The 21,915-nt window shown below is 59.8% G+C and carries 20 protein-coding genes; 18 read left to right on the top strand and 2 right to left on the bottom strand.

Annotated elements, in window-relative coordinates:
• Positions 1-139: 139 nt before the first annotated feature.
• The gene (locus ISF27_RS11240) at positions 140-1,210 is read right to left on the bottom strand and encodes an undecaprenyldiphospho-muramoylpentapeptide beta-N-acetylglucosaminyltransferase (protein WP_194611586.1); all 1,071 of its coding nucleotides are present in this window, start codon (positions 1,208-1,210) and stop codon (positions 140-142) included.
• A 219-nt stretch (positions 1,211-1,429) separates the two neighbouring features.
• Here ISF27_RS11240 and ISF27_RS11245 point away from each other — a divergent pair, with 219 nt between their 5' ends.
• The 14 genes from ISF27_RS11245 (at position 1,430) to ISF27_RS11310 (ending at position 16,358) form a co-directional block, all read left to right on the top strand.
• A complete protein-coding gene (locus tag ISF27_RS11245) occupies positions 1,430-2,134 on the top strand; it encodes a 5'-methylthioadenosine/adenosylhomocysteine nucleosidase (protein ID WP_194611587.1) in 705 nt (234 codons plus the stop codon).
• A gap of 2 nt (positions 2,135-2,136) precedes the next feature.
• Positions 2,137-2,415 carry a hypothetical protein gene (locus ISF27_RS11250; protein ID WP_194611588.1) on the top strand — a complete coding sequence of 93 codons (279 nt, stop codon included), beginning with the start codon at positions 2,137-2,139 and terminating at the stop codon, positions 2,413-2,415.
• 32 nt (positions 2,416-2,447) lie between these two features.
• A complete protein-coding gene (locus tag ISF27_RS11255) occupies positions 2,448-3,545 on the top strand; it encodes a hypothetical protein (RefSeq protein WP_194611589.1) in 1,098 nt (365 codons plus the stop codon).
• A 45-nt stretch (positions 3,546-3,590) separates the two neighbouring features.
• A complete protein-coding gene (locus tag ISF27_RS11260) occupies positions 3,591-4,883 on the top strand; it encodes a DUF5711 family protein (RefSeq protein ID WP_194611590.1) in 1,293 nt (430 codons plus the stop codon).
• A 38-nt stretch (positions 4,884-4,921) separates the two neighbouring features.
• Positions 4,922-6,904 carry a transketolase gene (gene tkt / locus ISF27_RS11265; protein ID WP_194611591.1) on the top strand — a complete coding sequence of 661 codons (1,983 nt, stop codon included), beginning with the start codon at positions 4,922-4,924 and terminating at the stop codon, positions 6,902-6,904.
• A 161-nt stretch (positions 6,905-7,065) separates the two neighbouring features.
• Positions 7,066-8,031, top strand: coding sequence for an ROK family glucokinase (locus ISF27_RS11270; protein WP_194611592.1), 966 nt, complete (start codon positions 7,066-7,068; stop codon positions 8,029-8,031).
• 23 nt (positions 8,032-8,054) lie between these two features.
• Positions 8,055-9,704 carry a putative manganese-dependent inorganic diphosphatase gene (locus ISF27_RS11275; RefSeq protein WP_194611593.1) on the top strand — a complete coding sequence of 550 codons (1,650 nt, stop codon included), beginning with the start codon at positions 8,055-8,057 and terminating at the stop codon, positions 9,702-9,704.
• A gap of 75 nt (positions 9,705-9,779) precedes the next feature.
• A complete protein-coding gene (locus ISF27_RS11280) occupies positions 9,780-10,061 on the top strand; it encodes a type II toxin-antitoxin system HicB family antitoxin (protein ID WP_194611594.1) in 282 nt (93 codons plus the stop codon).
• Between the two features lie 14 nt (positions 10,062-10,075).
• The gene (locus ISF27_RS13660) at positions 10,076-10,969 is read left to right on the top strand and encodes a flavin reductase family protein (protein WP_456236841.1); all 894 of its coding nucleotides are present in this window, start codon (positions 10,076-10,078) and stop codon (positions 10,967-10,969) included.
• Positions 10,872-11,333, top strand: a complete 462-nt coding sequence (locus ISF27_RS11290) for a shikimate kinase (RefSeq protein ID WP_456236842.1) — start codon at positions 10,872-10,874, stop codon at positions 11,331-11,333. Before ISF27_RS13660 ends, ISF27_RS11290 begins: the two co-directional genes overlap by 98 nt.
• Before the next feature lie 18 nt (positions 11,334-11,351).
• Entirely contained in the window at positions 11,352-12,632 is a 1,281-nt protein-coding gene (locus ISF27_RS11295) for a DUF1576 domain-containing protein (RefSeq protein ID WP_194611596.1), read from the top strand.
• 127 nt (positions 12,633-12,759) lie between these two features.
• Positions 12,760-14,121, top strand: a complete 1,362-nt coding sequence (locus ISF27_RS11300; protein WP_194611597.1) for an NCS2 family permease — start codon at positions 12,760-12,762, stop codon at positions 14,119-14,121.
• A gap of 401 nt (positions 14,122-14,522) precedes the next feature.
• Positions 14,523-15,752, top strand: a complete 1,230-nt coding sequence (locus tag ISF27_RS11305) for an ATP-binding protein (RefSeq protein ID WP_194611598.1) — start codon at positions 14,523-14,525, stop codon at positions 15,750-15,752.
• 105 nt (positions 15,753-15,857) lie between these two features.
• Positions 15,858-16,358, top strand: a complete 501-nt coding sequence (locus tag ISF27_RS11310) for a gamma carbonic anhydrase family protein (RefSeq protein WP_207727439.1) — start codon at positions 15,858-15,860, stop codon at positions 16,356-16,358.
• Here the strand turns inward: ISF27_RS11310 and ISF27_RS11315 are convergent.
• Complete coding sequence (locus ISF27_RS11315) at positions 16,339-17,109, bottom strand: MgtC/SapB family protein (protein WP_235986375.1); 771 nt, start codon at positions 17,107-17,109, stop codon at positions 16,339-16,341. The two genes, ISF27_RS11310 and ISF27_RS11315, sit on opposite strands and share 20 nt — an antisense overlap.
• Between ISF27_RS11315 and ISF27_RS13360 the strand changes: the two genes are divergently transcribed.
• The 4 genes from ISF27_RS13360 (at position 17,069) to ISF27_RS11330 (ending at position 21,816) form a co-directional block, all read left to right on the top strand.
• Positions 17,069-17,269, top strand: coding sequence for a hypothetical protein (locus tag ISF27_RS13360; protein ID WP_235986378.1), 201 nt, complete (start codon positions 17,069-17,071; stop codon positions 17,267-17,269). The two genes, ISF27_RS11315 and ISF27_RS13360, sit on opposite strands and share 41 nt — an antisense overlap.
• 214 nt (positions 17,270-17,483) lie before the next feature.
• Positions 17,484-18,830 carry a sodium:proton antiporter gene (locus tag ISF27_RS11320; RefSeq protein WP_194611601.1) on the top strand — a complete coding sequence of 449 codons (1,347 nt, stop codon included), beginning with the start codon at positions 17,484-17,486 and terminating at the stop codon, positions 18,828-18,830.
• A 13-nt stretch (positions 18,831-18,843) separates the two neighbouring features.
• Entirely contained in the window at positions 18,844-20,040 is a 1,197-nt protein-coding gene (locus ISF27_RS11325; protein ID WP_235986364.1) for a cytidylate kinase-like family protein, read from the top strand.
• Between the two features lie 66 nt (positions 20,041-20,106).
• Positions 20,107-21,816 carry a DUF6056 family protein gene (locus tag ISF27_RS11330; protein WP_194611602.1) on the top strand — a complete coding sequence of 570 codons (1,710 nt, stop codon included), beginning with the start codon at positions 20,107-20,109 and terminating at the stop codon, positions 21,814-21,816.
• Positions 21,817-21,915 lie beyond the last annotated feature (99 nt).

Consider the following 21,915-nt stretch of genomic DNA (forward strand, 5'->3'; position numbering starts at 1 on the left):
GAGGCGCTTTGAGCGGACGCCGGATCCGGGAAGCGCTTTGAGCGGACGCCGGGAAAAGGCAGAAGAAGGTAAGACAGAGCAAAGGGAACGGAATCTCCGCGGAAGATGCGGGGATTCCGTTCCCTTTTCCAGCTGTGCCTCAGTCTTTCCGCGCGTACTCCTCGACCAGCCCGGTGATCGCATCCACGGCGTTGGCCTGGTGGCTCTTCGCCATCGCGTCAATGTACTTCTGCCGGTTTTCCCAGGTATCGTTCACGGCGTCGAGGAAGGCCTCGTCGGTCAGGTTCTCCTCCTCGATGACCCTGGAGTAGCCCTGTGCGGCGAAGGAGTTCGCGTTGAGGATCTGATCCCCGCGGCTCGCGGCGGCGGAGAGCGGGATCAGGATGTTCGGCTTCCGGAGAGCCAGGATCTCGCAGATCGAATTCGCGCCGGCGCGGGAGATGATGAGGTCCGCCGCGGCGAAGAGGTGCCGGAGGGGCTTATCCACGTACTCGTATTCCGCGTAGCCGGGGGTGCCGATCAGGGATTCGTCGAGGTTCCCCTTGCCGCAGATATGGATGATCTGATATTTTTCGAGAAGCTTCGGAAGCACCTTCCGGACCTCGCTGTTCACGGTGACGGAGCCGAGGCTCCCGCCGATCACCAGGATGACGGGCTTATCCTCCGTCATGTGGGCGTAGGCGAGGCCGGTTTTCCGGTCGCCGGTGAGGAGTTCCTCCCGGATGGGGGAGCCGGTCAGCACCGCCTTCCCTTCCGGGAGGTATTTCATGGTCTCCGGGAAGTTGCAGCAGACCTTGGTCGCCGAGGGGATGCAGATTTTATTCGCGAGGCCGGGCGTCATGTCCGATTCGTGGATGATGACCGGGATGCCCAGGCGGTGGGCTTCCAGGACCACCGGGACAGCGACGAAGCCGCCCTTCGAGAAGACGATGTTCGGCTGATATTTTTTCAGCAGGTGCCTGGCCTCCGCGCAGCCCTTGAGGACGCGGAAGGGGTCAGTGAAGTTCTTGACGGAGAAGTAGCGGCGCAGCTTCCCGGAGGAAATGCCGTCGTAGGGGATGCCGGCCTGGGTGACCAGCCGCTTTTCCATGCCGTTATAGGAGCCGATGTAGCGGATGTCGTAGCCATGCGCCCGGAGAGAGGGGATGAGGGCCAGGTTCGGCGTCACGTGGCCTGCCGTGCCGCCGCCGGTGAGAATGATCGTTTTCACGGGTGAAACCTCCTGAAAGATGGATTTGTCCGGCAGTAGTGCCTGAAAATGAGCAGAGAAAAAGCCTTTCCAGGCTGAGTATAGTGTCGGTTTTCAGATATTGTCAAGTTCCGCAAAATCCTCTATAATTTCCCTGAGGATGCGGCCTTGAAATTCTTGATTCCGGCCGCGGGGATGCGGTTTTGAAATCCTTGATTCCGGCCGCACGGAGGAGATATTATGCTGGGAATTATCGGTGCGATGGATGAGGAAGTTGAGGGCATCCGTCAGCAGATGACCGGCGCCCTGGTGACCAGGACGGCCGGGATGGACTTTTATAAAGGAAAGCTTTCGGGCCGGGATGCCGTGGTTGTGCGTTCCGGCATCGGGAAGGTGAACGCGGGCATGTGCACGCAGATCCTCGCGGACAAGTTCGCGGTGGACGCGGTGGTGAATTCCGGCATCGCCGGCTCGCTCAGCGCGGAGATTGATATCGGGGATATCGTCCTCGCGACGGACGCGGTGCAGCACGATATGGACGCCACCGGTTTCGGGTATAAGAGGGGGCAGATCCCGAGGGTGAATACCTTTTCCTTCGCCGCGGACCCGGAGCTCCGGGATCTCGCGGAGGCGTGCTGCCGGCGGGTGAACCCGGATATCCAGGTATTCCGCGGCCGGGTGGTCAGCGGTGACCAGTTTATCTCCGACCGGAGGACGAAGGAGATGCTGATCCGGGAGTTCGGCGGCATCTGCTGCGAGATGGAGGGCGCGGCGATCGCCCAGGCGGCCTACCTCAACGGGCTCCCGTACCTGATCATCCGCGCGATCTCGGACAAGGCGGACGACAGCGCCGGGATGGACTACGCCACCTTTGAGAAGAAGGCGATCGAGCACTCGGTTCGCCTGATCACCGCCCTGGCCGGCGAATACGGGACAGGGAGCTGACGATGTTCAGACTGTGGGGAAAGATCGTGAAGGATCATCATATCCTGGACGATATGACGGTGGAAAATGGCAATTATGCGCTGTCCGATGAGGAGCTGGTGCGGGATGCGATCGACCGGATGTGCGTCCGGTTTGACCTCTCCCACCCGATCTGGCTCGCGAAGAACCGGAAGGAATTCGCGGCGCGGCACAGGACGAGGTTCGCGGCGGACAGCTTTATCGATCCGATTTCCTTTGATTATCTGGAGATCCAGATGCTCGAAGACATCAATATGCCCTGACGGCTGCCGCCGGCAGCCGGGAGGAGGGGATCATGGCACAGGGGACTGAGAATTACGAGAAGCTTCTTGCGGACGCCCAGACGGCGATCGCCCGGCGGGACGAGCTGGCTGCCCGGGAGAAGGAGCTTGCGGAGGCGGTCGCGGAGAAAGAGAAGAAGATCGCGGCGGAGCGGGAGCTTCTCCGGAAGACGGTGGACAGCACGCTGAAAAAGCGGCGCTCGGAGCTGGAATCGAGCTATGACGGCGAGATCGGCAAGGCGGAGAAGCGCCTTAGGGACGCGAGGGGACGCCGTGAGAAGGCGAAGAACCAGGGCGTCCGGGACCGGATCCACGAGGAGACCGCGGAGCTCCGCGAGGAGAACACGGAACTTCGGGAAAAATTCCGCTCGATCCTCAAGGAGGATCATGCCCCGGTCATCTGCCGCGCGAATCTCTACTACGCATTGTATTTTCCGAGGTGCTTTTCCGAATTTCTCACACTTCTGGCCTTTTTTGCGGTATGCTTTGCGGTGGTGCCGATCGGGATCTATCTCCTGCTCCCGCAGCAGCGGACGCTCTGGCTGATCCTGATCTATCTCGCGGATATCTTCGTCTTCGGCGGGCTCTATGTCCTCATCGGCAACGCGACGAGAAGTAAGCACGCGGAAGCGCTTAAGGACGCGGTCCGCTGCCGCGGCCTGATCCGTTCCAACAGGAAGAAGATCCGGGTGATTATCACGTCGATCCGCCGCGAGGGGGACGACGACGCCTACGATCTCGGGATGTACGACGACGAGATCGCGAAGCTCGAGCAGGAGCTTGCGGACATCAACGCGAAGAAGCGCGACGCGGTGAGCACATTTGACAGCGTCACGAGCACAATCCTGACCGACGAGATCAGCGCGCCGGGGAAGAAGCGCATCCAGGAACTGACCGCTGCCTGCGCCGGCTTCCGGAACGAGCTGGAGGACATCGAGCAGAAGCGGAAAGAGAATAAGATACAGATTGCGGACCAGTATGAGAGCTATATCGGCAGGGACTTTCTCGACCCGGAGAAGCTCCGGGCGCTCCAGGATATCCTTAGCCAGGGCGCCGCGGCGAATATCTCCGAGGCGAGGGAGGTCTACCGCTCCCGGCTGGAAAAGCAGTGATTGGCAGGGAGATCGTCTCCCTGCATCATTTTCCTGGAGAGTACAATGAGCGATACGATGATTTACGGGCGTGAGGAGACGAAGCAGCGCCTCCGGAGAAATGTGATAACGCCCGGGGAGGACGCCGGGGCGGCAAGTCCGGCGCCCGCGGGGGCGCCGGGGGTTCCGGAGGGCGGCAAGGACGAGCTCCGGGAGAGGAAGCGCCGGAAGTGGAAAAGGCGCCTTGGCCTTTTTGCCGTGGTGTTTCTGCTCCTCTTGCTGGGCGTCCTGGCCGTCCGGTACTATCGGAGAAGCCATTTTTACTCCTCCTATACCACGGCCTGGGAGAAGGAAATCCCGTCAACCGAGGGTGGCTATGCCGGCTACGAGAAGTTCGGGAGCAATGTCCTCAAGTACACCCGCGACGGCGCGTCCTACATCGACGGGCACGGGAAGATCGTCTGGTCCACGAGCTACGAGATGAAGAACCCGGTGGTGAGCGTGAACGGCGATTACGCCGCGATCGGCGACCGGCAGGGGACAGGGATCTATATCTTTAACCTGTCCGGGAGCCTGGGGCAGGCGACGGCGGATCTGCCGATCGTGAATGTCAGCGTGTCGGCCTACGGCGTGGTGGCGGCCCAGGAGGAGGACAGCACCGCCTCCTATATTCTCTTCTACAATAAGGACGGCACGGCGCTGGATGTCAAGATCAAGCTGGTGATGTCCCAGAGCGGCTATATCCTGGATTCCTCGCTGTCGCCGGACGGCACGCAGCTGATGCTCTCCGACGTCTATGTGAGCGAGGGCACGCTGGGGAATCGGATCAGCTTCTACAATTTTTCCGATTACGGCATGAGCTACCCGGACCGGCTGGTCGCCGGCTTTGAAGAGTTCGGCACGAGCCTCGCCCCGCGGGTGAAGTTTTTGTCCGACCGGCGGGCGGTCGCGTTCGCGGCCGGCAAGGTGGCATTCTACTCGCTGGAAAATGTGACCAGCCCCGAGATGCTGCAGATGGTCTCGCTGGATGAGGAGATGAAGGCGGTCGCGTATTCTGAGAATGCTGTCGCGGTGGTCACCGACGACAGCTCCGGCGAGGCGCCGTTCCGCCTCCACATCTACAACACGGACGGGAAGGAGACCGCGAATACCGGGGTGGATTATTCCTGGCAGGACATCAGCATCGACGACGATTTCGTGATCTTCCGGAACGACGATTCCTGCCGGATCTACGGGACAGACGGAAAAGAGCGGTTCGACGGCCGGTTTGATTTCCCGGCCTCGAAGATCGTCAAGAAGAATTATCATACGCTGCTGGTCAGCGGCGGGGGCACAATCCGGGAAATCCGGCTGAAATAAAACAGAAGATGAAAAAAAAACACCCACAGGAGGACAAAATGAAGGAAATTGATAAGCTGACGGTCAACGCAATCCGTGTGATTTCCGCGGACGCCATTCAGAAGGCCAAATCCGGCCACCCGGGGTTCCCCCTGGGTACCGCGGCGATCGGCTATGAGCTCTTTGCCCGTCACATGAACCATAATCCGGCGGATCCGTCGTGGCCGAACCGGGACCGCTTCGTCCTTTCCGGCGGACACGGCTCCATGCTGCTCTATTCGCTGCTCCATTTCTTCGGCTACGGCCTCACCATGGACGACATCAAGCAGTTCCGCCAGTGGGGCTCCCTGACCCCGGGCCATCCGGAGTACGGGCACACCGTGGGCGTTGAGGCGACGACAGGGCCGCTGGGCACCGGCATGGCGGACGCGGTCGGCATGGCGCTCGCCGAGGAGCACCTCGCGAGCGTGTTCAACAAGGAGAATTTCCCGGTCGTTGACCACTATACCTATGTTCTGGGCGGCGACGGCTGCATGATGGAGGGCATCAGCTCGGAGGCATTTTCCTTCGCTGGCAGCATGGGCCTCTCCAAGCTGATCGTCCTCTATGATTCAAATAAGATTTCCATTGAGGGCAATACGGATATCACCTTCACGGAAAATGTTGAGGAGCGCATGCGCGCGTTCGGTTTCCAGACGCTGACCGTCGAGGACGGCAATGACTGCGACGCTATCGGGCGTGCGATCGAGGAGGCGAAGGCCGACACGGAGCACCCGTCCTTCATCACGGTGAAGACGGTCATCGGCTACGGCTGCCCGGCAAAGCAGGGCAAGGCCAGCGCGCACGGCGAGCCGCTCGGCGAGGAGAATGTGAAGGCGCTGCGCGAGAACCTCGGCTGGCCGGTGGACGAGCCGTTTACGGTGCCGCAGGAGGTTTACGATAACTGCGCGGAGCTGGCGAAGGCCGGCGAGGAGACGGAGGCAGCCTGGAATGTGATGTTCGCCGCCTACTGCGAGCAGTACCCGGAGATGGCAAAGCTCTGGGATACGTATTTCTCCGGCAGGACGGACGGGAAGATCTTCGAGGACCCGGAGTACTGGACGGTTCCGGAGAAGGCGGAGGCGACCCGCGCGAGCAGCGGCCGGACGCTCAATTATCTCGCGGCAAAGGTTCCGAACATGATCGGCGGTTCCGCGGACCTCGGCCCGTCGAACAAGACCGAGATCAAGGGCGTGCCCTTCTTCTCGAAAGAGGCGAGAAATGGCCGGAATATCCACTTCGGTGTCCGTGAGCAGGCCATGAGCGCGATCACGAACGGCATCGCCCTGCACGGCGGTCTCCGCCCGTATGAGGCGACCTTCTTCGTGTTCAGCGACTACTGCAAGCCGCTGGTCCGCCTGGCGGCGCTGATGAAGCTTCCGGTGACCTATGTATTCACGCACGACAGCATCGGCGTCGGCGAGGACGGTCCGACCCACGAGCCGATCGAGCAGCTGGCCATGCTGCGGGCGGTTCCGAATCTCCATGTCTTCCGGCCGTGTGACGCGACGGAGACAGAGGCGGCGTGGATGAGCGCCATGACGTCGGAGAAGACGCCGACCGCGCTCGTGCTCTCCCGCCAGGGGCTTCCGCAGCTGCCGGGAAGCAGCCGGGATGCCCTGAAGGGCGGCTATGTCATCGACGACTGCGAGGGCACGCCGGACGCGATCCTGATTGCTACCGGTTCTGAGGTACACACCGCGGTGGAGGCGAAGAAGCTTCTCACGGCGGAGGGGAAGAAGATCCGCGTGGTTTCCCTGCCCTGCCAGGAGCTCTTCGACCGGCAGCCGGTGGAGTACCGGGAGAAGGTGCTTCCGTCCGCTGTCCGCCGCAGGGTGGCGGTTGAGGCGCTGTCCGGCTTCGGCTGGGAAAAATATGTGGGCCTTGACGGCAAATGCGTCTGCATGACCGGCTTCGGCGCGAGCGCCCCGGGCGGGGAGCTGTTCGAGCGGTTCGGCTTCACCGCGGAGCATGTGGCGGAGACCGTGAAGTCGCTGTTCTGAGGCTGATCGGGGAGCCAGTTGGGTTTCCGAGCGGAACTGCCGTCCGGGCGCCTGCCGGGTTCCGGCATGGGGGAAGCCCCAGATGGATTCCGGCAGTCGCCTGCCGGGGGGCTGGGTGATGAGGCGCAGCCGGAACCCTGCGGGAGATAGAGGAGAAGGATATGAATGAGCGGATTTTTGGCGTGGATGTCGGCGGGACGACCGTGAAGATCGGCCTTTTTGACCGGGAGGGCACGCTTCTTCGCAAGTGGGAGATCCCGACGAGGCGGGAGGATGAGGGGAAGAACATCCTTCCGGATACGGCGGCGTCCATCCTTCAGGAGATGAAGGAACAAAACATCCTCCCGGAAAATGTCCTCGGCGTTGGCCTCGGGGTTCCGGGACCGGTGCTGCCGGACGGCACGGTGGAGCGGTGCGTGAACCTCGGCTGGAAGGAGACGGTGGATCTGGATGACACGCTGGGGAAGCTCCTCGGCGGGATCCCGGTCACGGCGGGCAACGACGCCAATGTGGCGGCGCTCGGCGAGGTCTGGAAGGGCGCCGGGGTCGGCAGGAGCAGCGCGGTCATGGTGACGCTCGGAACCGGCGTTGGCGGCGGCATCGTCATTAACGGCGAGATCATCTGCGGCGCCCACGGCATGGGCGGCGAGATCGGCCACATGCATATCCGGGATGATGACCTGGATGTCTGCAACTGCGGCGGCCAGGGCTGTGTCGAGCAGTCCGCGTCGGCGACCGGCCTGGTCCGGGAGGCGAAGCGGGTTCTTGCGGCGAATCCGGACACGGAATCTTCCATGCGCAAGTCCGGCGACGCGCTGGACAGCCGCCGGATCATCGACTGCGCGAAGGACGGCGATGCGCTCGCAAGCCAGGCGGTGGATACGATGGCGAACTACCTCGGCCGGGCGCTCGCGAACATCGCGATGGTCGTCGACCCCGAGGCATTTATCATCGGCGGCGGGGTATCGCGGGCAGGGGCATTTCTCACCGATATCGTGACCCGGTACTACCACCGGTACTCTCCGCTCTCGAAGAAGAAATCTTACATTGTCCTGGCGTCCCTCGGCAATGATGCCGGGATGTACGGCGCGGCGAAGCTGGTGCTGAACCGGTTCGGAAAGAGCTGAGCACCCCCGCAGGGAGGAAATGCATGGAAAAAGTGAAGAAGACGACCGTCATCGGCCACCGGAACCCGGATACGGATTCCATCTGCTCGGCGATCGCCTATGCGGAGTTTAAGACGAAGACCGTGCCCGGCGAGCGGTTCATCGCGGCGCGGGCAGGCAACCTGAACCCGGAGACCCGGTTTGTGCTCGACCATTTCCAGGTGAAGCCGCCGGAGCTTGTCACCAACGTGAAGACCCAGATCCGGGATATCGAATACCGGGAGACCAGGGGCGTCGACCGGAACATTTCCCTGAAGAAGGCATGGACGATCATGCAGGAGGATAACGTGGTCACGCTGCCGGCGGTGACGGCGGATAATGAGCTCGAGGGCCTGATCACGGTCGGCGACATCACCAGGTCCTACATGAACGTATACGACAGCGCGATCATGTCCAAGGCGAAGACCCAGTATTCCAACATCATCGAGACGCTCGAGGGATCGATGCTTGTCGGCAGCCCGGAGGCGTACTTTGACCACGGCAAGGTGCTGGTCGCCGCGGCGAATCCGGACATCATGGAGTATTATATCGAGAAGGGCGATCTCGTCATTCTCGGCAACCGCTATGAGTCGCAGATCTGCGCGATTGAGATGGAGGCCGCCTGCATCATCGTCTGCGAGGGCGCCGGCGTGTCGCTGACCATCAAGAAGCTGGCGCAGGAGCACGGGACGAGCGTCATCACGACGCCGTACGACACCTACACGGCAGCCCGCCTGATCAACCAGAGTATGCCGATCAGCTATTTCATGCGGACGGAGAACCTGATCACCTTCGATATCGACGACTATATCGACGACATCCGGGATGTCATGGCCAGCCGCCGGTTCCGGGATTTCCCGGTGCTGGACAAGGACGGCCGCTACGTCGGCATGCTTTCCCGCCGGAACCTCCTGGGCGCCCGCGGGAAAAATGTCATTCTCGTGGACCACAACGAGCGGACGCAGGCGGTCGAAGGCATAGAGAACGCGAATATCCTGGAGATCATCGACCACCACCGCCTGGGTACGATCGAGACACTGGCGCCGGTGATGTTCCGGAACCAGCCGGTCGGCTGCACGGCGACGATCCTCTACCAGATCTATACCGAGCGCGGCGTCGAGATCAGCAGGAAGACGGCAGGCCTCCTGCTCTCCGCGATCCTCTCGGATACGCTGCTCTTCCGCTCGCCGACCTGCACGCCGGCGGACACGGCGGCGGCGAAGGCGCTGTCGGAGATCTGCGGCGAGGACCCGAAGGAGCTCGCGATGGCGATGTTCTCCGCGGGGAGCGAGCTCAAGGGCAAGACCGACGAGCAGATCATGCACCAGGATTACAAGCGCTTCACCGCGGGCAAGGTCAATTTCAGCGTCGGCCAGATCACTTCCCTCAACGCGAAGGAGCTGGGCGAGCTCAAAAAGCGGATGCCCGCCTATATGGAGGGCGCGATGGCCGGCGAGCAGGTGGACATGATGTTCCTCATGCTGACCAACATCCTGACGCAGTCCACGACCCTGCTCTATGTGGGGAAGGACGCCGGGAACATTGTGTCCATGGCGTTCCACACACAGTCGGAAAATGGCGTCGCCGAGCTTCCGGGCGTGGTGTCCCGGAAAAAGCAGATGGTGCCGCTGCTTATCTCGGCGATGAGCCAGTAACTTTTGAAAAATGTCACTGTTCAGCACATGCGGGGGCTGAACGGTTACTGGAAATTGGGAAAGGAGCCTGATTTTATGACTTTTGTATATCCGGCAGTATTTACCCCGGCCACCAAGGACGGGAAGGAAGGATTCGAGGGATATTTCCCGGATCTGGAGATTGCCTCCCTCTGGGGGCAGGATCTTGAGGACGCGGTGGACAATGCCCGCTTTGCCGCGGAGGGCTGGATTGAGGATGAACTCCGCGTCCACAACGGTGTTCCGGACGTGACCCACGAGGAAGACATTGAAGTTCCGGAAAATGGCGTTGTGCGCAAGGTCATGGTGCACGTCCACATGCTTCCGGACAGCGACTGACGGCTGGGCACTTTATGGCAAAGGTAAGTTGGAAACCCGGCAATATGCTTTATCCCGTCCCGGCGGTCCTCGTCAGCACGGCGGACCGTGGCGGCCGCGACAACCTGTTTACCGTGGCGTGGACCGGGACGGTCTGCACGAACCCGCCGATGCTCTCGATCTCCGTCCGCCCGGAGCGCTTCTCCTACCGGATGCTTGAGGACAGCGGCGAGTTTGTCGTGAACCTCACGACGGAGGCGATGGCGCGGGCAGTGGATTTCTGCGGCGTCCGCTCCGGCAGGGACATGGACAAGTGGAAGGCGTCGGGCTTAACCCGGGAGAAATCCGCGAAGGTCATCGCCCCGCGCGTCCTGGAGAGCCCGGTCAATATCGAGTGCCGGGTGGTTCGGAAGGAGGCGCTCGGTTCCCACGACCTGTTTCTCGCGGAAGTCCTCGCCGTGGATGTGGAGGAGAAGCTCCTCGACGATAAGGGCAGGTTATGCCTCGACCGGGCAAAACCGGTCGTCTATTCCCACGGGGAATATTACGGGCTGGGAGAGCTGCTGGGAACCTTCGGATACAGCGTGAGGAAGCCGGGCGGCGCCGGGAAGCAGGCCGGGACAGGGAAAACGGCTGCCGGCGCCGGGAAAAGAGCCGGTGCCGGAAAAGCGGCGGCCGCCGGGCAGACGGCCGGCGGAATAAGGAAGGACAGCGGAAAGAGGACAGGCTATGCGGGACATCAAGCGGAAAAATGTGACCCTGATCGGCATGCCGTCGGCAGGCAAGAGCACCGTCGGGGTGCTTCTGGCGAAGCGGCTCGGGTATCAGTTCATCGACGTCGATCTGGTGATCCAGGAAAAGACCGGAAAGCTCCTCAAGGAGATCATCGAGGAAAAGGGGCTGGACGGGTTTCTCGCCGTCGAAAATGAGATCAATGCCGGGATCCGGGCGGACAACGCCGTGATCTGCCCCGGCGGGAGCGTCATCTACGGCAGGGAAGCCATGGAGAACCTGCAGGAGCTCGGCATCGTCATTTTCCTGAAGATCAGCCTTCCGGAGCTGGAGAGGCGGATCGGCGATGTGAAGGATCGGGGGGTGGCCCTGAAAAATGGCATGACGCTCGCGGATCTCATGGAGGAGAGGCGGCCCTACTTTGAGAAATACGCGGACTACACGATCGACGAGGAGGGGAAAAGCCTCGGGCAGGTCGTGGATGAGCTGAGGAACTACCTGGAGAGCCGGGGGTACTCACTCAGGAAGAAGAAAGACGGCCACCGGCCGGCTGGGGTGTAAACCAGGGGGAACAGGGCTATGGCTTATGGCGGAAAATTTACCCGAACACAGCGATATCTGCTTCTGGGCGCAATTCCGCTATATTTTATTGCCATCGCCTTTATCCTGCAGCGCCCGGCCGCCATCGCGTGGGGCTTAAAGGAGATCGTCGTCGAGCCGGACTTCCTGATCACGGACTACATGGCGGTCGGCGGCATCGGCGCGGCTTTTGCCAACGCGGCGATCCTGATGGCGGCGAGCATTTTCTTCTGCTACCGTCTGGGGCTGACGGAGGACGGGCATACGATCGCGGCGTCCTGCCTGATGTTCGGATTTTCCCTTTTTGGCAAGAATATCGTGAATATTTGGTCAATTATCCTGGGCGTCTGGCTCTACTCCCGCTACCATAAGACGCACTTTTCGCGCTATGTGTACATTGCCCTCTACGCGACCAGCCTCTCGCCGATCATCACCCAGCTGCTCTACATTATCCACCTTCCGGCGCTTGTCCGGATCCCGCTGTCGCTGGCGGTGGGCGTGATCATCGGCTTCATGATGCCGCCGATGGCGACGCACGTCCACTACGCCCATCAGGGCTATTCCCTCTATAACGTGGGATTTGCGGCGGGCATCGTCGCGACGGTCATCGTGTCGGTGATGAAGTCCTTCGGCTACGAGACAAAATCCCGGCTGATCTGGTCAACGGGCAATAACCGGGTGATGCTGGTCATCCTGATGACGCTCTTTTTCGGGATGATCGTCATTGCCCTCGGGGTCGGCGGCCGGCAAGCCTTCGAGAAGTACCGGGAGATCCTCAAAACCTCCGGCGGGGGCGGGATCGACTACCTGAAAACCCAGGGCGGCTGTCCCGTGATGCTGAATATGGGGGTAAATGGCATATTTTCCACCCTGTTTATTCTGGCGATCGGCGGCGACCTGAACGGCCCAACGATCGGCGGGATCTTCACGGTGGTCGGCTTTTCGGCGACGGGCAAGCATATCCGCAACATCTGGCCGATCATGCTCGGGGTCTGCCTCGCTTCGGTCACCGGCTTCTGGAAAATCAATTCGCCGAGCGCCTGCCTGGCGCTCCTGTTCTCCACGACGCTGGCGCCGATCGCCGGGGATTTCGGTATTCTCCCGGGCATCCTCGCGGGCTTTCTCCATGCCTGCACGGTGATGCAGATCGGCGCCCTGTACGACGGCATGAACCTCTACAACAACGGTTTTGCCGGCGGTATCGTCGCGATCTTTCTCGTCCCGGTCATCCAGTCGATCCGGGACCGCAGGGCGAGGGCAAAGGGGAGCATCTCGCTGTGATTTATGGGGGTATCTCACGGTGATCCGGGGGAACATCTCGCGGGGATCCGGGGATAAATTTGCGGCGCCGGCAGCTCCGGCGCCGCATCATGTTTGATACTTATTGGAAAAGGAATGGTAAGGTTTTATGGAAAAGTTTTTTAAACTCAAGGAAAATGGCACGGATACCCGCACGGAGCTCCTGGCGGGCCTGACCACGTTCATGACGATGGCTTATATCCTGGCGGTTAATCCGAATATCCTCGGCGCCGCCGGCATGGACAAGGGTGCGGTCTTTACCGCGACAGCCCTGGCGTCCGCGCTCGCGAGCTTCTGCATGGCCTTCTTTGCCAACCTGCCCTTCGTGCTCTCGGCGGGTATGGGCCTCAACGCCTACTTCGCCTACACGGTGGTGCTCGGCATGGGCTACAGCTGGCAGGTCGCCCTGGCGGCGGTCTTCACCGAGGGGCTGATTTTCATCATCCTCTCCCTGACCAGTGTCCGCGAGGCGATCTTTAACGCGATCCCGGCGACGCTGAAAACCGCGGTTTCCGTCGGCATCGGCCTCTTTATCTGCATCGTCGGCCTGAAAAATGCGCACATTGTCGTCGGCGAGGCGTCCACGCTGGTGACCGTATTTTCCTTCAGCGGCTCTGTGGCAGATGGCACGTTCCGCTCCGAGGGCATCACGGTCCTCCTCGCCCTGATCGGCATCCTGGTGACCGGCTACCTGCTGATCCGCGGCGTCCGGGGGAATATCATCCTCGGGATTTTCATCACCTGGGGCCTCGGGATCCTCTGCCAGCTTCTCGGGCTCTATGTCCCGGATCCGGATGCCGGTTTCTACAGCCTGATCCCCACGGCGGTCTTCTCCGCGCCGCAGTCCATGGCGCCAACCTTTATGAAAATGAGCCTCTCCGGCGTCCGCGTTATGGATTTCGTGGTGGTGATCTGCGCGTTCCTCTTCGTGGATATGTTTGACACGATTGGCACCCTGATCGGCTGCGCTTCCCGCGCGGACATGCTGGATAAGGACGGAAAGCTCCGGGGCATCCGGGGCGCGCTGCTCGCGGACGCTGTCGGTACCGTCGTCGGCGCGATTTTCGGCACGTCCACGATCACGACATTTGTGGAGTCTTCCTCGGGCATTGCTCAGGGTGGCCGTACGGGGCTTACCTCGGTCACCTCGGGAATCCTGTTTCTCCTTGCCCTGTTCTTCTCCCCGGTTTTTCTCGCCATCCCGTCCTTCGCGACGGCGCCGGCCCTGGTGCTTGTCGGCTTCATGATGATGCAGCAGGTGAGCAAGATCGAGTGGAACAGCATGCTGGACGCCATCCCGGCATTTATCTGCATCTGCGCGATGCCGTTCATGTCCTCGATCTCTGAGGGCATTTCCTTCGGTATCATCTCCTGGGTGGTTCTCCACGCGGCCTGCGGCAAGGCGAAGGAAGTCACCCCGCTCATGGCGGTGCTTGCGGTGCTGTTCGTGCTGAAGTACCTGCTGATCTGAGCATACAGAATCGTGCGCCGGGCAAATGGCCGTTCCGGGGCGGGAATATCCGCCCGGACGCGGCCGGGGTCCGGCGTTTTTTGTCCGCCTAGAGTAAAAAACGTAACTGTTCAGCCCCCGCATCTCACGAAGCTTTGCTTCGCTCGATGTGGGGTGGCCGAGCGCCTGCGGCGCTTGGCTGCATGCTGGGGGATAGTCCGCAAAACCGTCCGCAAGCGGCCAGTTTGCGGGTTATCCCCCAGCATGCACTGAAAAGTAACAAAAAAACAGGTTCCTGGAGCAGAAAAACGGATTTGTCGTATCAGAATTTGAAAAAAGAGAAAAATCTGATACGACAAACGGACATTATGATATGATGTGTTGTGTGGACAACGATCTTTCGACAGGGAGAGGAGGCAATCATGGACCTGTTTATTCGGGAAAAATACTTGAAAAAGATCAGGGGCTTCTACAAAAGTAATGATCTCATTAAGGTGATCACAGGTGTGCGCAGATGCGGCAAATCGACACTCATGCGGATGATCGTCAATGAACTGGAAGAACAGGGAGTGCATGAAGAGAGGATCCTTTATCTGGATTTGGACCTGAGAAAATATAGAAAAATCAAAACTGCGGATCAGCTGGAAGATCTTATTGCGTCCGGAATTCATGAGGGGGAGCAGAATTACATCTTTATCGATGAGGTTCAGAATGTCGATGGATTTGAAGAAGTCGTGAATGGTTTTCGGGAGGAAGGCAACTGCTCTATTTTTATTACGGGTTCCAATTCCTATCTCCTGAGTGGTGAGCTGGCGACAAAACTGACTGGCAGATATATTGAATTTGAAATGTATACGCTGACATTCGAGGAATATGAGCTGATGAAGGCGTTCTATCATTTGCGGATCGACAATAATCCCTTGGCTGAACTTCAGAATTACATTCTGGAGGGAGGATTCCCGAGGACAGTTTTGATAGAGAACATCGAGGATAAGAGACGGTACGCCGAAAGCGTTGTACAGGAAATTTTTGAAAAGGATATACGCCGCCGGGTAATCATCAAAAACCGGGAGAGCTTCGAAACTATTCGTCAGTATCTTGTCAATAATTTCGGCTCGACGACAAGTGTCACCAATCTGCAGAGAGATCTTGAAAAAAATGGGCAGAAGATCAGCCGCCAGACGCTGACAAAGTACATCCGGGCACTGGTCGATGCAAAGGTTTTGTATGCGTGTGATCGTTTTGACATGAAGTCCCGCAAATCTATTGCGGGCGAGAAAAAGTATTATCTGAGTGATCTGAGTTTCTATTTTGCGTTAAATACAGATAATCGGATCAATTATGAACCTGTATTGGAAAATATCGTGTATTTGTACGCGAGAAGTATGGACAGCAAAGTCAGTGTAGGCAGAATCGGCAAGCTGGAATGCGACTTTATCATGCGCGATACAGCAATGAATTATGCCTATGTGCAAGTTGCATACACGATTGCGATGAGCAAAGAAACAGAAGACAGGGAATATAAACCCCTGGAGATGATCCGGGATAATTATCCGAAATATGTTGTAACAACAGATTATCTGCTTCAGAAGAGAAATGGCATTCAGCACGTGAATCTGATAGACTTCATGAAGGCAGAAAAAATATTCTGACCGTGGACTGGCGCGAGGCAAATCGAATGCCCCGGCGAGCCTGATAGATTAACGGGGACGCGGCGCGGCTTCAGCCTGCGCCCTGGTTCGAAAAGGAGAATGATGATGAAAAAAACGGTAATTGACCCGACAGCCTATGTGGCGGACGGCGCCCGGATTCTCGGAGATGTTGTGATCGGCGCCCATTCCGGGATATGGTATTACGCGGTCATCCGCGGCGATCTCTGCCCGATTACGATTGGGGAAAATACGAATATCCAGGATCTCGCCGTGATCCACGGCGATCCGGACTATCCGGTGGAGATCGGGAGCAATGTCTCGGTCGGCCACTCGGCGGTGCTTCACGGCTGCAGGATCGGGGACGGCTCGATGGTCGGCATGGGGTCGGTAGTCCTGAACGGCGCGCAGATCGGGAAAAACTGCCTGATCGGCGCCGGCTCGCTGGTGACCCAGGGGACAAAAATCCCGGACAACTCGCTGGCCTTCGGAAGGCCGGCAAAGGTTGTCCGGGTGATGACGGAGAAAGACCTGGCGTATCTGAAGGATAACGGGGAGACCTACCGGAAGCTCGCCGAGGAGGCGAAGCTCAGTACTCCGCTTCCGTGATCTCCGGAACCTCCCGGAGCAGGCGGACGATATCCCCGGCGGTGTAATCCGGGGGATATTTGACGGTGATTACGGCATCGATCGGGGGAGTTTCCGCGGGTTCCGGCGCGCTGGCGCTGGAACCTTTCTGTGTCGGGCCGGCCGTGGCCTTCGGCGCGCTGCCGGCCGTCCCGGCGCTGCATCCGGCCTTCGCCGCCCGGATGCCCACCACCTTGATGTCCCGCGCCTTCAGCTCCCGGACGAGATGATCCAGGTTGCCGCCCGCAATGTGGACGGTGATCTTCCGGATTTCCCGCTGCTCCCTGGTCAGATAGCGCGGATGGCAGAGCAGCTTCTCGATGATGACGACCAGCACCGCGGAAAATATGCCGACGGCATACATCCCGCAGCCGATGGCAAGCCCAACCGCGACGGTCGCGAGAAGGCCGGCGGCGGTGGACATGCCGATGACTTCCCGGCGCTGGACGAAGATGATGCCGGTGCCGAGAAAGCCGATGGAGCTGATCACTCCTGCCGCCAGGCGGCCGGGATCCGAGCGGATATAGTCTCCGACGACATCCGCGAAGCCGTACTTGGAAATGCACATGATCAGGCAGCTGGTTACGGCAACCAGGATATGCGTCCGGAGGCCGGCGGTGCGCCCGAGCTTTTCGCGCTCGGTTCCGATGATGGCGCCGCAGGCGGCAGCACCCAGGATCCGGCAGCAGAAGATGAGCTGCAGGGATACCGGAAAATGGGAAACCGGAGACAGAAAAGCCGGAGTAAGGAAAGCCGGAGAGAGTAAAGCCGGAGTGAGGAAAACCGGAGAGGGAGAAGCTGAAAAAAGAAAAGCCGGGGAAAGGGAAGCTGCTGGTAACATTGTCGAAAATCCTCCTGAAAATATCGCATTTCTCTGTTCAATTATACCATGAATTGCTGAACAACCGGCTCGGAAAACTATGCACAGCCGCCCAAAATCTGCCGAAGTTCAGCTCGCCATTCGACAAATTATTCACAAAAATGGAGAACTTAGGCATAAAGGTACAGGAGAGCGGATAATGGATTGCTTTTTTGAGGCAATGTGTTATAAAGGAGATTGTGCTCAAAAAAATGCAATAATCACGAAACATTTCTGGAGGTTACTGAATGACTATACCGGGCTGGCTATGTATCCCCTTCGTGGGGCTTTTACTTTCTGTGGCGCTCTTCCCGATCCTGAAACCGGACTGGTGGGACAAGCACGAACCGCACGCGGTGATCTTCTGGTCGCTGCTTGTGATCGTCCTCTTTACCGCGAAGTTCGGCGTGGGCAAGTCGGCGGAGATGGTTCTGGACTGCATCTTCAATGATTATCTGACGTTCATCGTGCTGCTGTTCGGCCTTTACTGTGTGTCCGGCAACATCACCTTCGCGGGTGATCTCGCCGGTTCTCCGGGAGTCAATGTCTTCCTCCTCGCGGTCGGAACGCTTCTTTCCAGCTGCATCGGCACCACCGGCTCCAGTATGCTGATGGTTCGCCCGGTGATCAGCATGAACTCCTGGCGGAAAAGAAAAGCGCACATCATGATCTTCTTCATTTTCCTGGTGTCCAACATCGGCGGCTGCCTGACCCCGGTCGGCGACCCGCCGCTGCTCATGGGCTTCATGCGGGGCGTGAACTTCTTCTGGAGCCTGCACCTGTTCCCGGTGCTTCTCCTCAACATGGTGGTGCTTCTCGTGCTTTTCTACCATATTGATAAGCGCGCGTACCGGGCGGACATCGCCGAGGGGCGCGAGCCGAACATCCGGGTGCCGCACACGACCCTGGAGGTCGGCGGGAAGCACAACGTGATCTTCCTCGTGATGATCGTCGCGGGCGTGATCCTGAGCGGAACGCTGCCGAAACTGTCCATTTTCCAGGACGCACAGGGAAATGCGCTCGGCATCCCGCTTCCGGCGGGTGTCGTCTTCCCCTGGCCGTCGCTGATCGAGTGCGTGATCATCCTTCTCGCGGCATTCCTCTCCTTCAAGACCACGCCGCAGGAAGTCCGCCGGAAGAACCACTTTACCTGGGGCGCGATCAAGGAAGTCGCGATGCTGTTCGTCGGCATTTTCCTGACCATGCAGCCGGCGCTCCGCCTGCTCAAGCAGCTGGGGCCGGAGATGGGCATCAACACCCCGGCGCAGATGTTCTGGGCCGCCGGCGCCCTGTCCAGCTTCCTGGACAACACGCCGACCTACCTGGTGTTCCTGACGACCGCGGGCACGCTCGGCTTCACCAGCGGGATTGTCACCAGCCTCGGCACGGTGCCTGTCCAGATGCTGATGGCGATCTCCTGCGGCGCCGTGTTCATGGGGGCGAATTCCTACATCGGCAACGCGCCGAACTTTATGGTCAAGGCGCTGTCGGATGAGAACGGTATCCGCATGCCTTCCTTCTTCGGGTACATGAAGTGGTCGATCGGCATCCTGATCCCGGTATTTCTGCTGGACACGCTGATCTTTTTCCGCTGAGGAGGGGTAAGTCATGGATAAGGATAAGAAGATAATGGAAAATGCCGCCCCGGAGGCGGAGAAAGCCCCGGCCGGACAGGCAGCGGAGGGCGGGATCCCTTCGGCGAAGAAATGTGGGAAAACCCCGGCGGAGCGGCTCAAGGAATGCCAGCAGCTCGCCGAGGAGATCTATGCGCTGGATGAGAAGGCCTACAAGCTCCTGGGATCCTCGCTCGGCCGCGTGTTCACGGATGACCGGCAGCGCTGCATTGACCGGATGGTCTACTCCATGGTGACCATGCCGGAGGAACACCATGTGCGCAGCGAGGTTGCCCTGATCGGCAACATGGCCCGCACCATCCCGGAGCATGACAAGCGCAGCCAGATCATGACCGAGTACAACGACATCATGCAGAAGCTCCAGTCGCTGCCCCAGTTCTGGGGGGCGGGAATCCTGGACCGCGGCAGGGCGCGGCTGAACACCCTGACGATGGGAGACCGCTTCGGCGAGAACAGCCACCTGATCATCTGCATCAGCCGTTCCTACGGCTCCGCGGGCAACCATATCGGCTTCGGGCTTGCGGACCGGCTGAAAATCAATTATTATGACGCTGAGATCTTCCGCCAGGTACTCCGCCGGATGGAGGCCGACCGGGACGGAATCGCCGATTCGGGCGCATTTCCCGGGTTCTCCGATCCTGCGCTGACGGATCTGCCGGATCTTCCGAGAAATCCGGAGAAAGCCTCGAAGGGAAATCCCGGCATGGAATCCTACCGGGAGAAGATCAGCCTCCGGGAGAGGCTGCACCGCTTAAACCGCTACCACGGGCTGCCGGCGAGGGACGCGGTCTACTTCAACCAGAGCGATTATATCTGCCAGATGGCGAAGGAGCGGGATTTCGTCGTCATGGGGCGCTGCGCCGACGTCGTGCTCAAGAACAACAACATCCCGCATATCAGTATCTTCATCACCGCTTCCCCGGAGCGGAGGATCGCCCGCATGATGGCATTTAACCATGTGGACTACCGGACCGCGAAGAAGCAGCTGAAAGAGGTAGATCACGAGCACGCCGCGTATTATCATTACTATACCGGGAACAAGTGGGGCGACGCGCGCCACTATGATCTCTGCATCAACAGCTCGAGCTACGGCATCCAGGGGTCGATCGACTTCATCATCAATATGCTGGTGGCCAACGGCGTGAAGCTGCCACACAAGCTGGACAATTAACAACGGTTCAGCATAACGGATTCTGAACCGTGATGATCTGGATTGCGGATATCCTCAGGAGGAATTATGGAAGGGACGGCACGAAAAAGGGCAAAATGGATCACGGTTCTGATCTTCCTGGCCTTTTTCGCCGCCCTTCTTTTTGAACACCGGGCGCTCTACCTCGGCCACGACGATTACGGCTACGCCTCGCTGAGCTATATCGGCTACGGCGGCCCCTGGGGGATGAGCAATACCAGCTTCCGGAACGTTCTCCAGTTCCTGACAGCGCATTACTGCAAATGGGGCGGCCGGGTCCTGTATTTCTTCTTTGAGATTGTGCTTCTCCGGGCGGGGATCAGGGCGTACCGGATTGCCCAGTGCGTGGTGATCCTGCTGATCTTCTGGTCCATGTACGAGCTTGCGCTTCGGGTGCCGGCTTTGGGAAAATCCCCGCGCGGGGATGCCCCCGGCGGGTCCGCCAGGGCTTCCGCGGGCAGGCGTGACCTTCCCGGCGGGTCCGCCAGGGCTTCCGCGGGCAGGCGTGACCTTCCCGGCGCGGCGTGGCAGTCCCGCACAGAGGGCGATAATCCCTGGCTCGCGGCGCTCATCTGCCTCTCTTATGGCATGATCGGTCTCAGGGTCACGCGGGATTCGGTCTTCTGGATCACCGCTTCGGTGCTCTACCTCTGGCCGCTTCTGCCGCTTTTTCTCTTTTTTGTGCTCTACGCCGGGGAGGAAAGGCGCACCGCGCCGGGCCTTCTTGCCTGCGGCCTCCTCGCTTTTCTTGCGGCGTGGTCCCAGGAGCAGCTCAGCGTCATGACCGTGGCGGCGGTCGGGCTCTACGCCCTGATCCGTGCGGTGCGGAACCGGCGGCTTGCCCTGACCGACGTGCTGATGGTCATCTCGGCATTTGTTGGCTTCCTGGTGCTGGTGCTTGCGCCGGGCCAGAGCGCCCGGATGGCGATGAACGCCGATTTCTATTCGCTGAGCCTCGGGGAGAAGCTTGCGCAGAATGTGCCTCGGATTTTCCTCGGCATGTTCGTGCCCGGGGACGGGGACATGATCCCGTTTCTCTTTTTCCTCTCGGTCATCTTCCTGACCGCGCGGAATCTCGGGCGTTCCGGCCGCCTTTCCGGGAAAATCTTCCACGGGGCGGCTCTCGCGCTGGCGCTTTTCGTCCTCATGCTCACCGCATCGGTGGGAAATGCCGGGGGCGGCTATTTCTATCAGAAGGCGCAGGGTACGGCCCTCGCGGTTCCGGTGCTGGCGCTGTCGGTCCTTGGCGCCGCATGGATGATTTTCGAGGCGCTCTGGGCGCTTCTCCTGGAAAATGACTTTGCCGGCTTCTGTATCTTCGCGGGCGGTATCCTGTCCGAGGCCTGCATGGTGGTTTCGCCCGTATTTCCCGACAGGTCCCTGACCCCGTGGGATTTTTCGGTATTTTTCCTGATTGCGGCCTGCTTCCGGGATGTGTATGATCAGAGAAGGAGATTTTACGTGCCGGCGCTTGCCGCCTTCGCTGCCATGAGCCTCTGGAACTTCGGCTGGATCACGGCGGGCTATTATCGGAACCGCGTGGCCAATGCCTATAATGACACGGTGCTCCGGGAGGTTTCCGCCCGGGTGAAGGCCGGCGAAAATGTGGGCGGCGCGGTCCTGCTCCGGCTTCCGGACAGGGCATTCGCGACGGCGCAGCCCTATGAGGACGGACACAAGTATATTCAGGATTATATCCGCTGGTACTATGAACTTCCGGATGATTTCCTGCTGGATTACCGGGACACGCTGGAGTGACCGGATGCCGGAAGATTTCGGGGCGTGCGCCGTCAGCCGGGTGCCGGAGTTTCGGTGCGTGCGCCGGCACGCGGCAGGAAGGATCGGGCGGTGCGGAGC

This window comes from Clostridium vitabionis, assembly GCF_015351765.1.
In the GTDB taxonomy this organism is placed as follows: Bacteria; Bacillota; Clostridia; order Lachnospirales; family Lachnospiraceae; genus Clostridium_R; species Clostridium_R vitabionis.

Excerpts from the sequence above, each read along its gene's own strand:
- ISF27_RS11280 (WP_194611594.1), top strand. The coding sequence starts at position 9,780 with ATGACTTTTGTATATCCGGCAGTATTTACCCCGGCCACCAAGGACGGG.
- ISF27_RS11255 (WP_194611589.1), top strand. The coding sequence starts at position 2,448 with ATGGCACAGGGGACTGAGAATTACGAGAAGCTTCTTGCGGACGCCCAG.
- ISF27_RS11275 (WP_194611593.1), top strand. The coding sequence starts at position 8,055 with ATGGAAAAAGTGAAGAAGACGACCGTCATCGGCCACCGGAACCCGGAT.
- ISF27_RS11270 (WP_194611592.1), top strand. The coding sequence starts at position 7,066 with ATGAATGAGCGGATTTTTGGCGTGGATGTCGGCGGGACGACCGTGAAG.
- ISF27_RS11300 (WP_194611597.1), top strand. The coding sequence starts at position 12,760 with ATGGAAAAGTTTTTTAAACTCAAGGAAAATGGCACGGATACCCGCACG.
- ISF27_RS11295 (WP_194611596.1), top strand. The coding sequence starts at position 11,352 with ATGGCTTATGGCGGAAAATTTACCCGAACACAGCGATATCTGCTTCTG.
- ISF27_RS13360 (WP_235986378.1), top strand. The coding sequence starts at position 17,069 with ATGAGCTGCAGGGATACCGGAAAATGGGAAACCGGAGACAGAAAAGCC.
- tkt (WP_194611591.1), top strand. The coding sequence starts at position 4,922 with ATGAAGGAAATTGATAAGCTGACGGTCAACGCAATCCGTGTGATTTCC.
- ISF27_RS11245 (WP_194611587.1), top strand. The coding sequence starts at position 1,430 with ATGCTGGGAATTATCGGTGCGATGGATGAGGAAGTTGAGGGCATCCGT.
- ISF27_RS13660 (WP_456236841.1), top strand. The coding sequence starts at position 10,076 with ATGGCAAAGGTAAGTTGGAAACCCGGCAATATGCTTTATCCCGTCCCG.
- ISF27_RS11260 (WP_194611590.1), top strand. The coding sequence starts at position 3,591 with ATGAGCGATACGATGATTTACGGGCGTGAGGAGACGAAGCAGCGCCTC.
- ISF27_RS11320 (WP_194611601.1), top strand. The coding sequence starts at position 17,484 with ATGACTATACCGGGCTGGCTATGTATCCCCTTCGTGGGGCTTTTACTT.
- ISF27_RS11305 (WP_194611598.1), top strand. The coding sequence starts at position 14,523 with ATGGACCTGTTTATTCGGGAAAAATACTTGAAAAAGATCAGGGGCTTC.
- ISF27_RS11250 (WP_194611588.1), top strand. The coding sequence starts at position 2,137 with ATGTTCAGACTGTGGGGAAAGATCGTGAAGGATCATCATATCCTGGAC.
- ISF27_RS11330 (WP_194611602.1), top strand. The coding sequence starts at position 20,107 with ATGGAAGGGACGGCACGAAAAAGGGCAAAATGGATCACGGTTCTGATC.
- ISF27_RS11325 (WP_235986364.1), top strand. The coding sequence starts at position 18,844 with ATGGATAAGGATAAGAAGATAATGGAAAATGCCGCCCCGGAGGCGGAG.
- ISF27_RS11310 (WP_207727439.1), top strand. The coding sequence starts at position 15,858 with ATGAAAAAAACGGTAATTGACCCGACAGCCTATGTGGCGGACGGCGCC.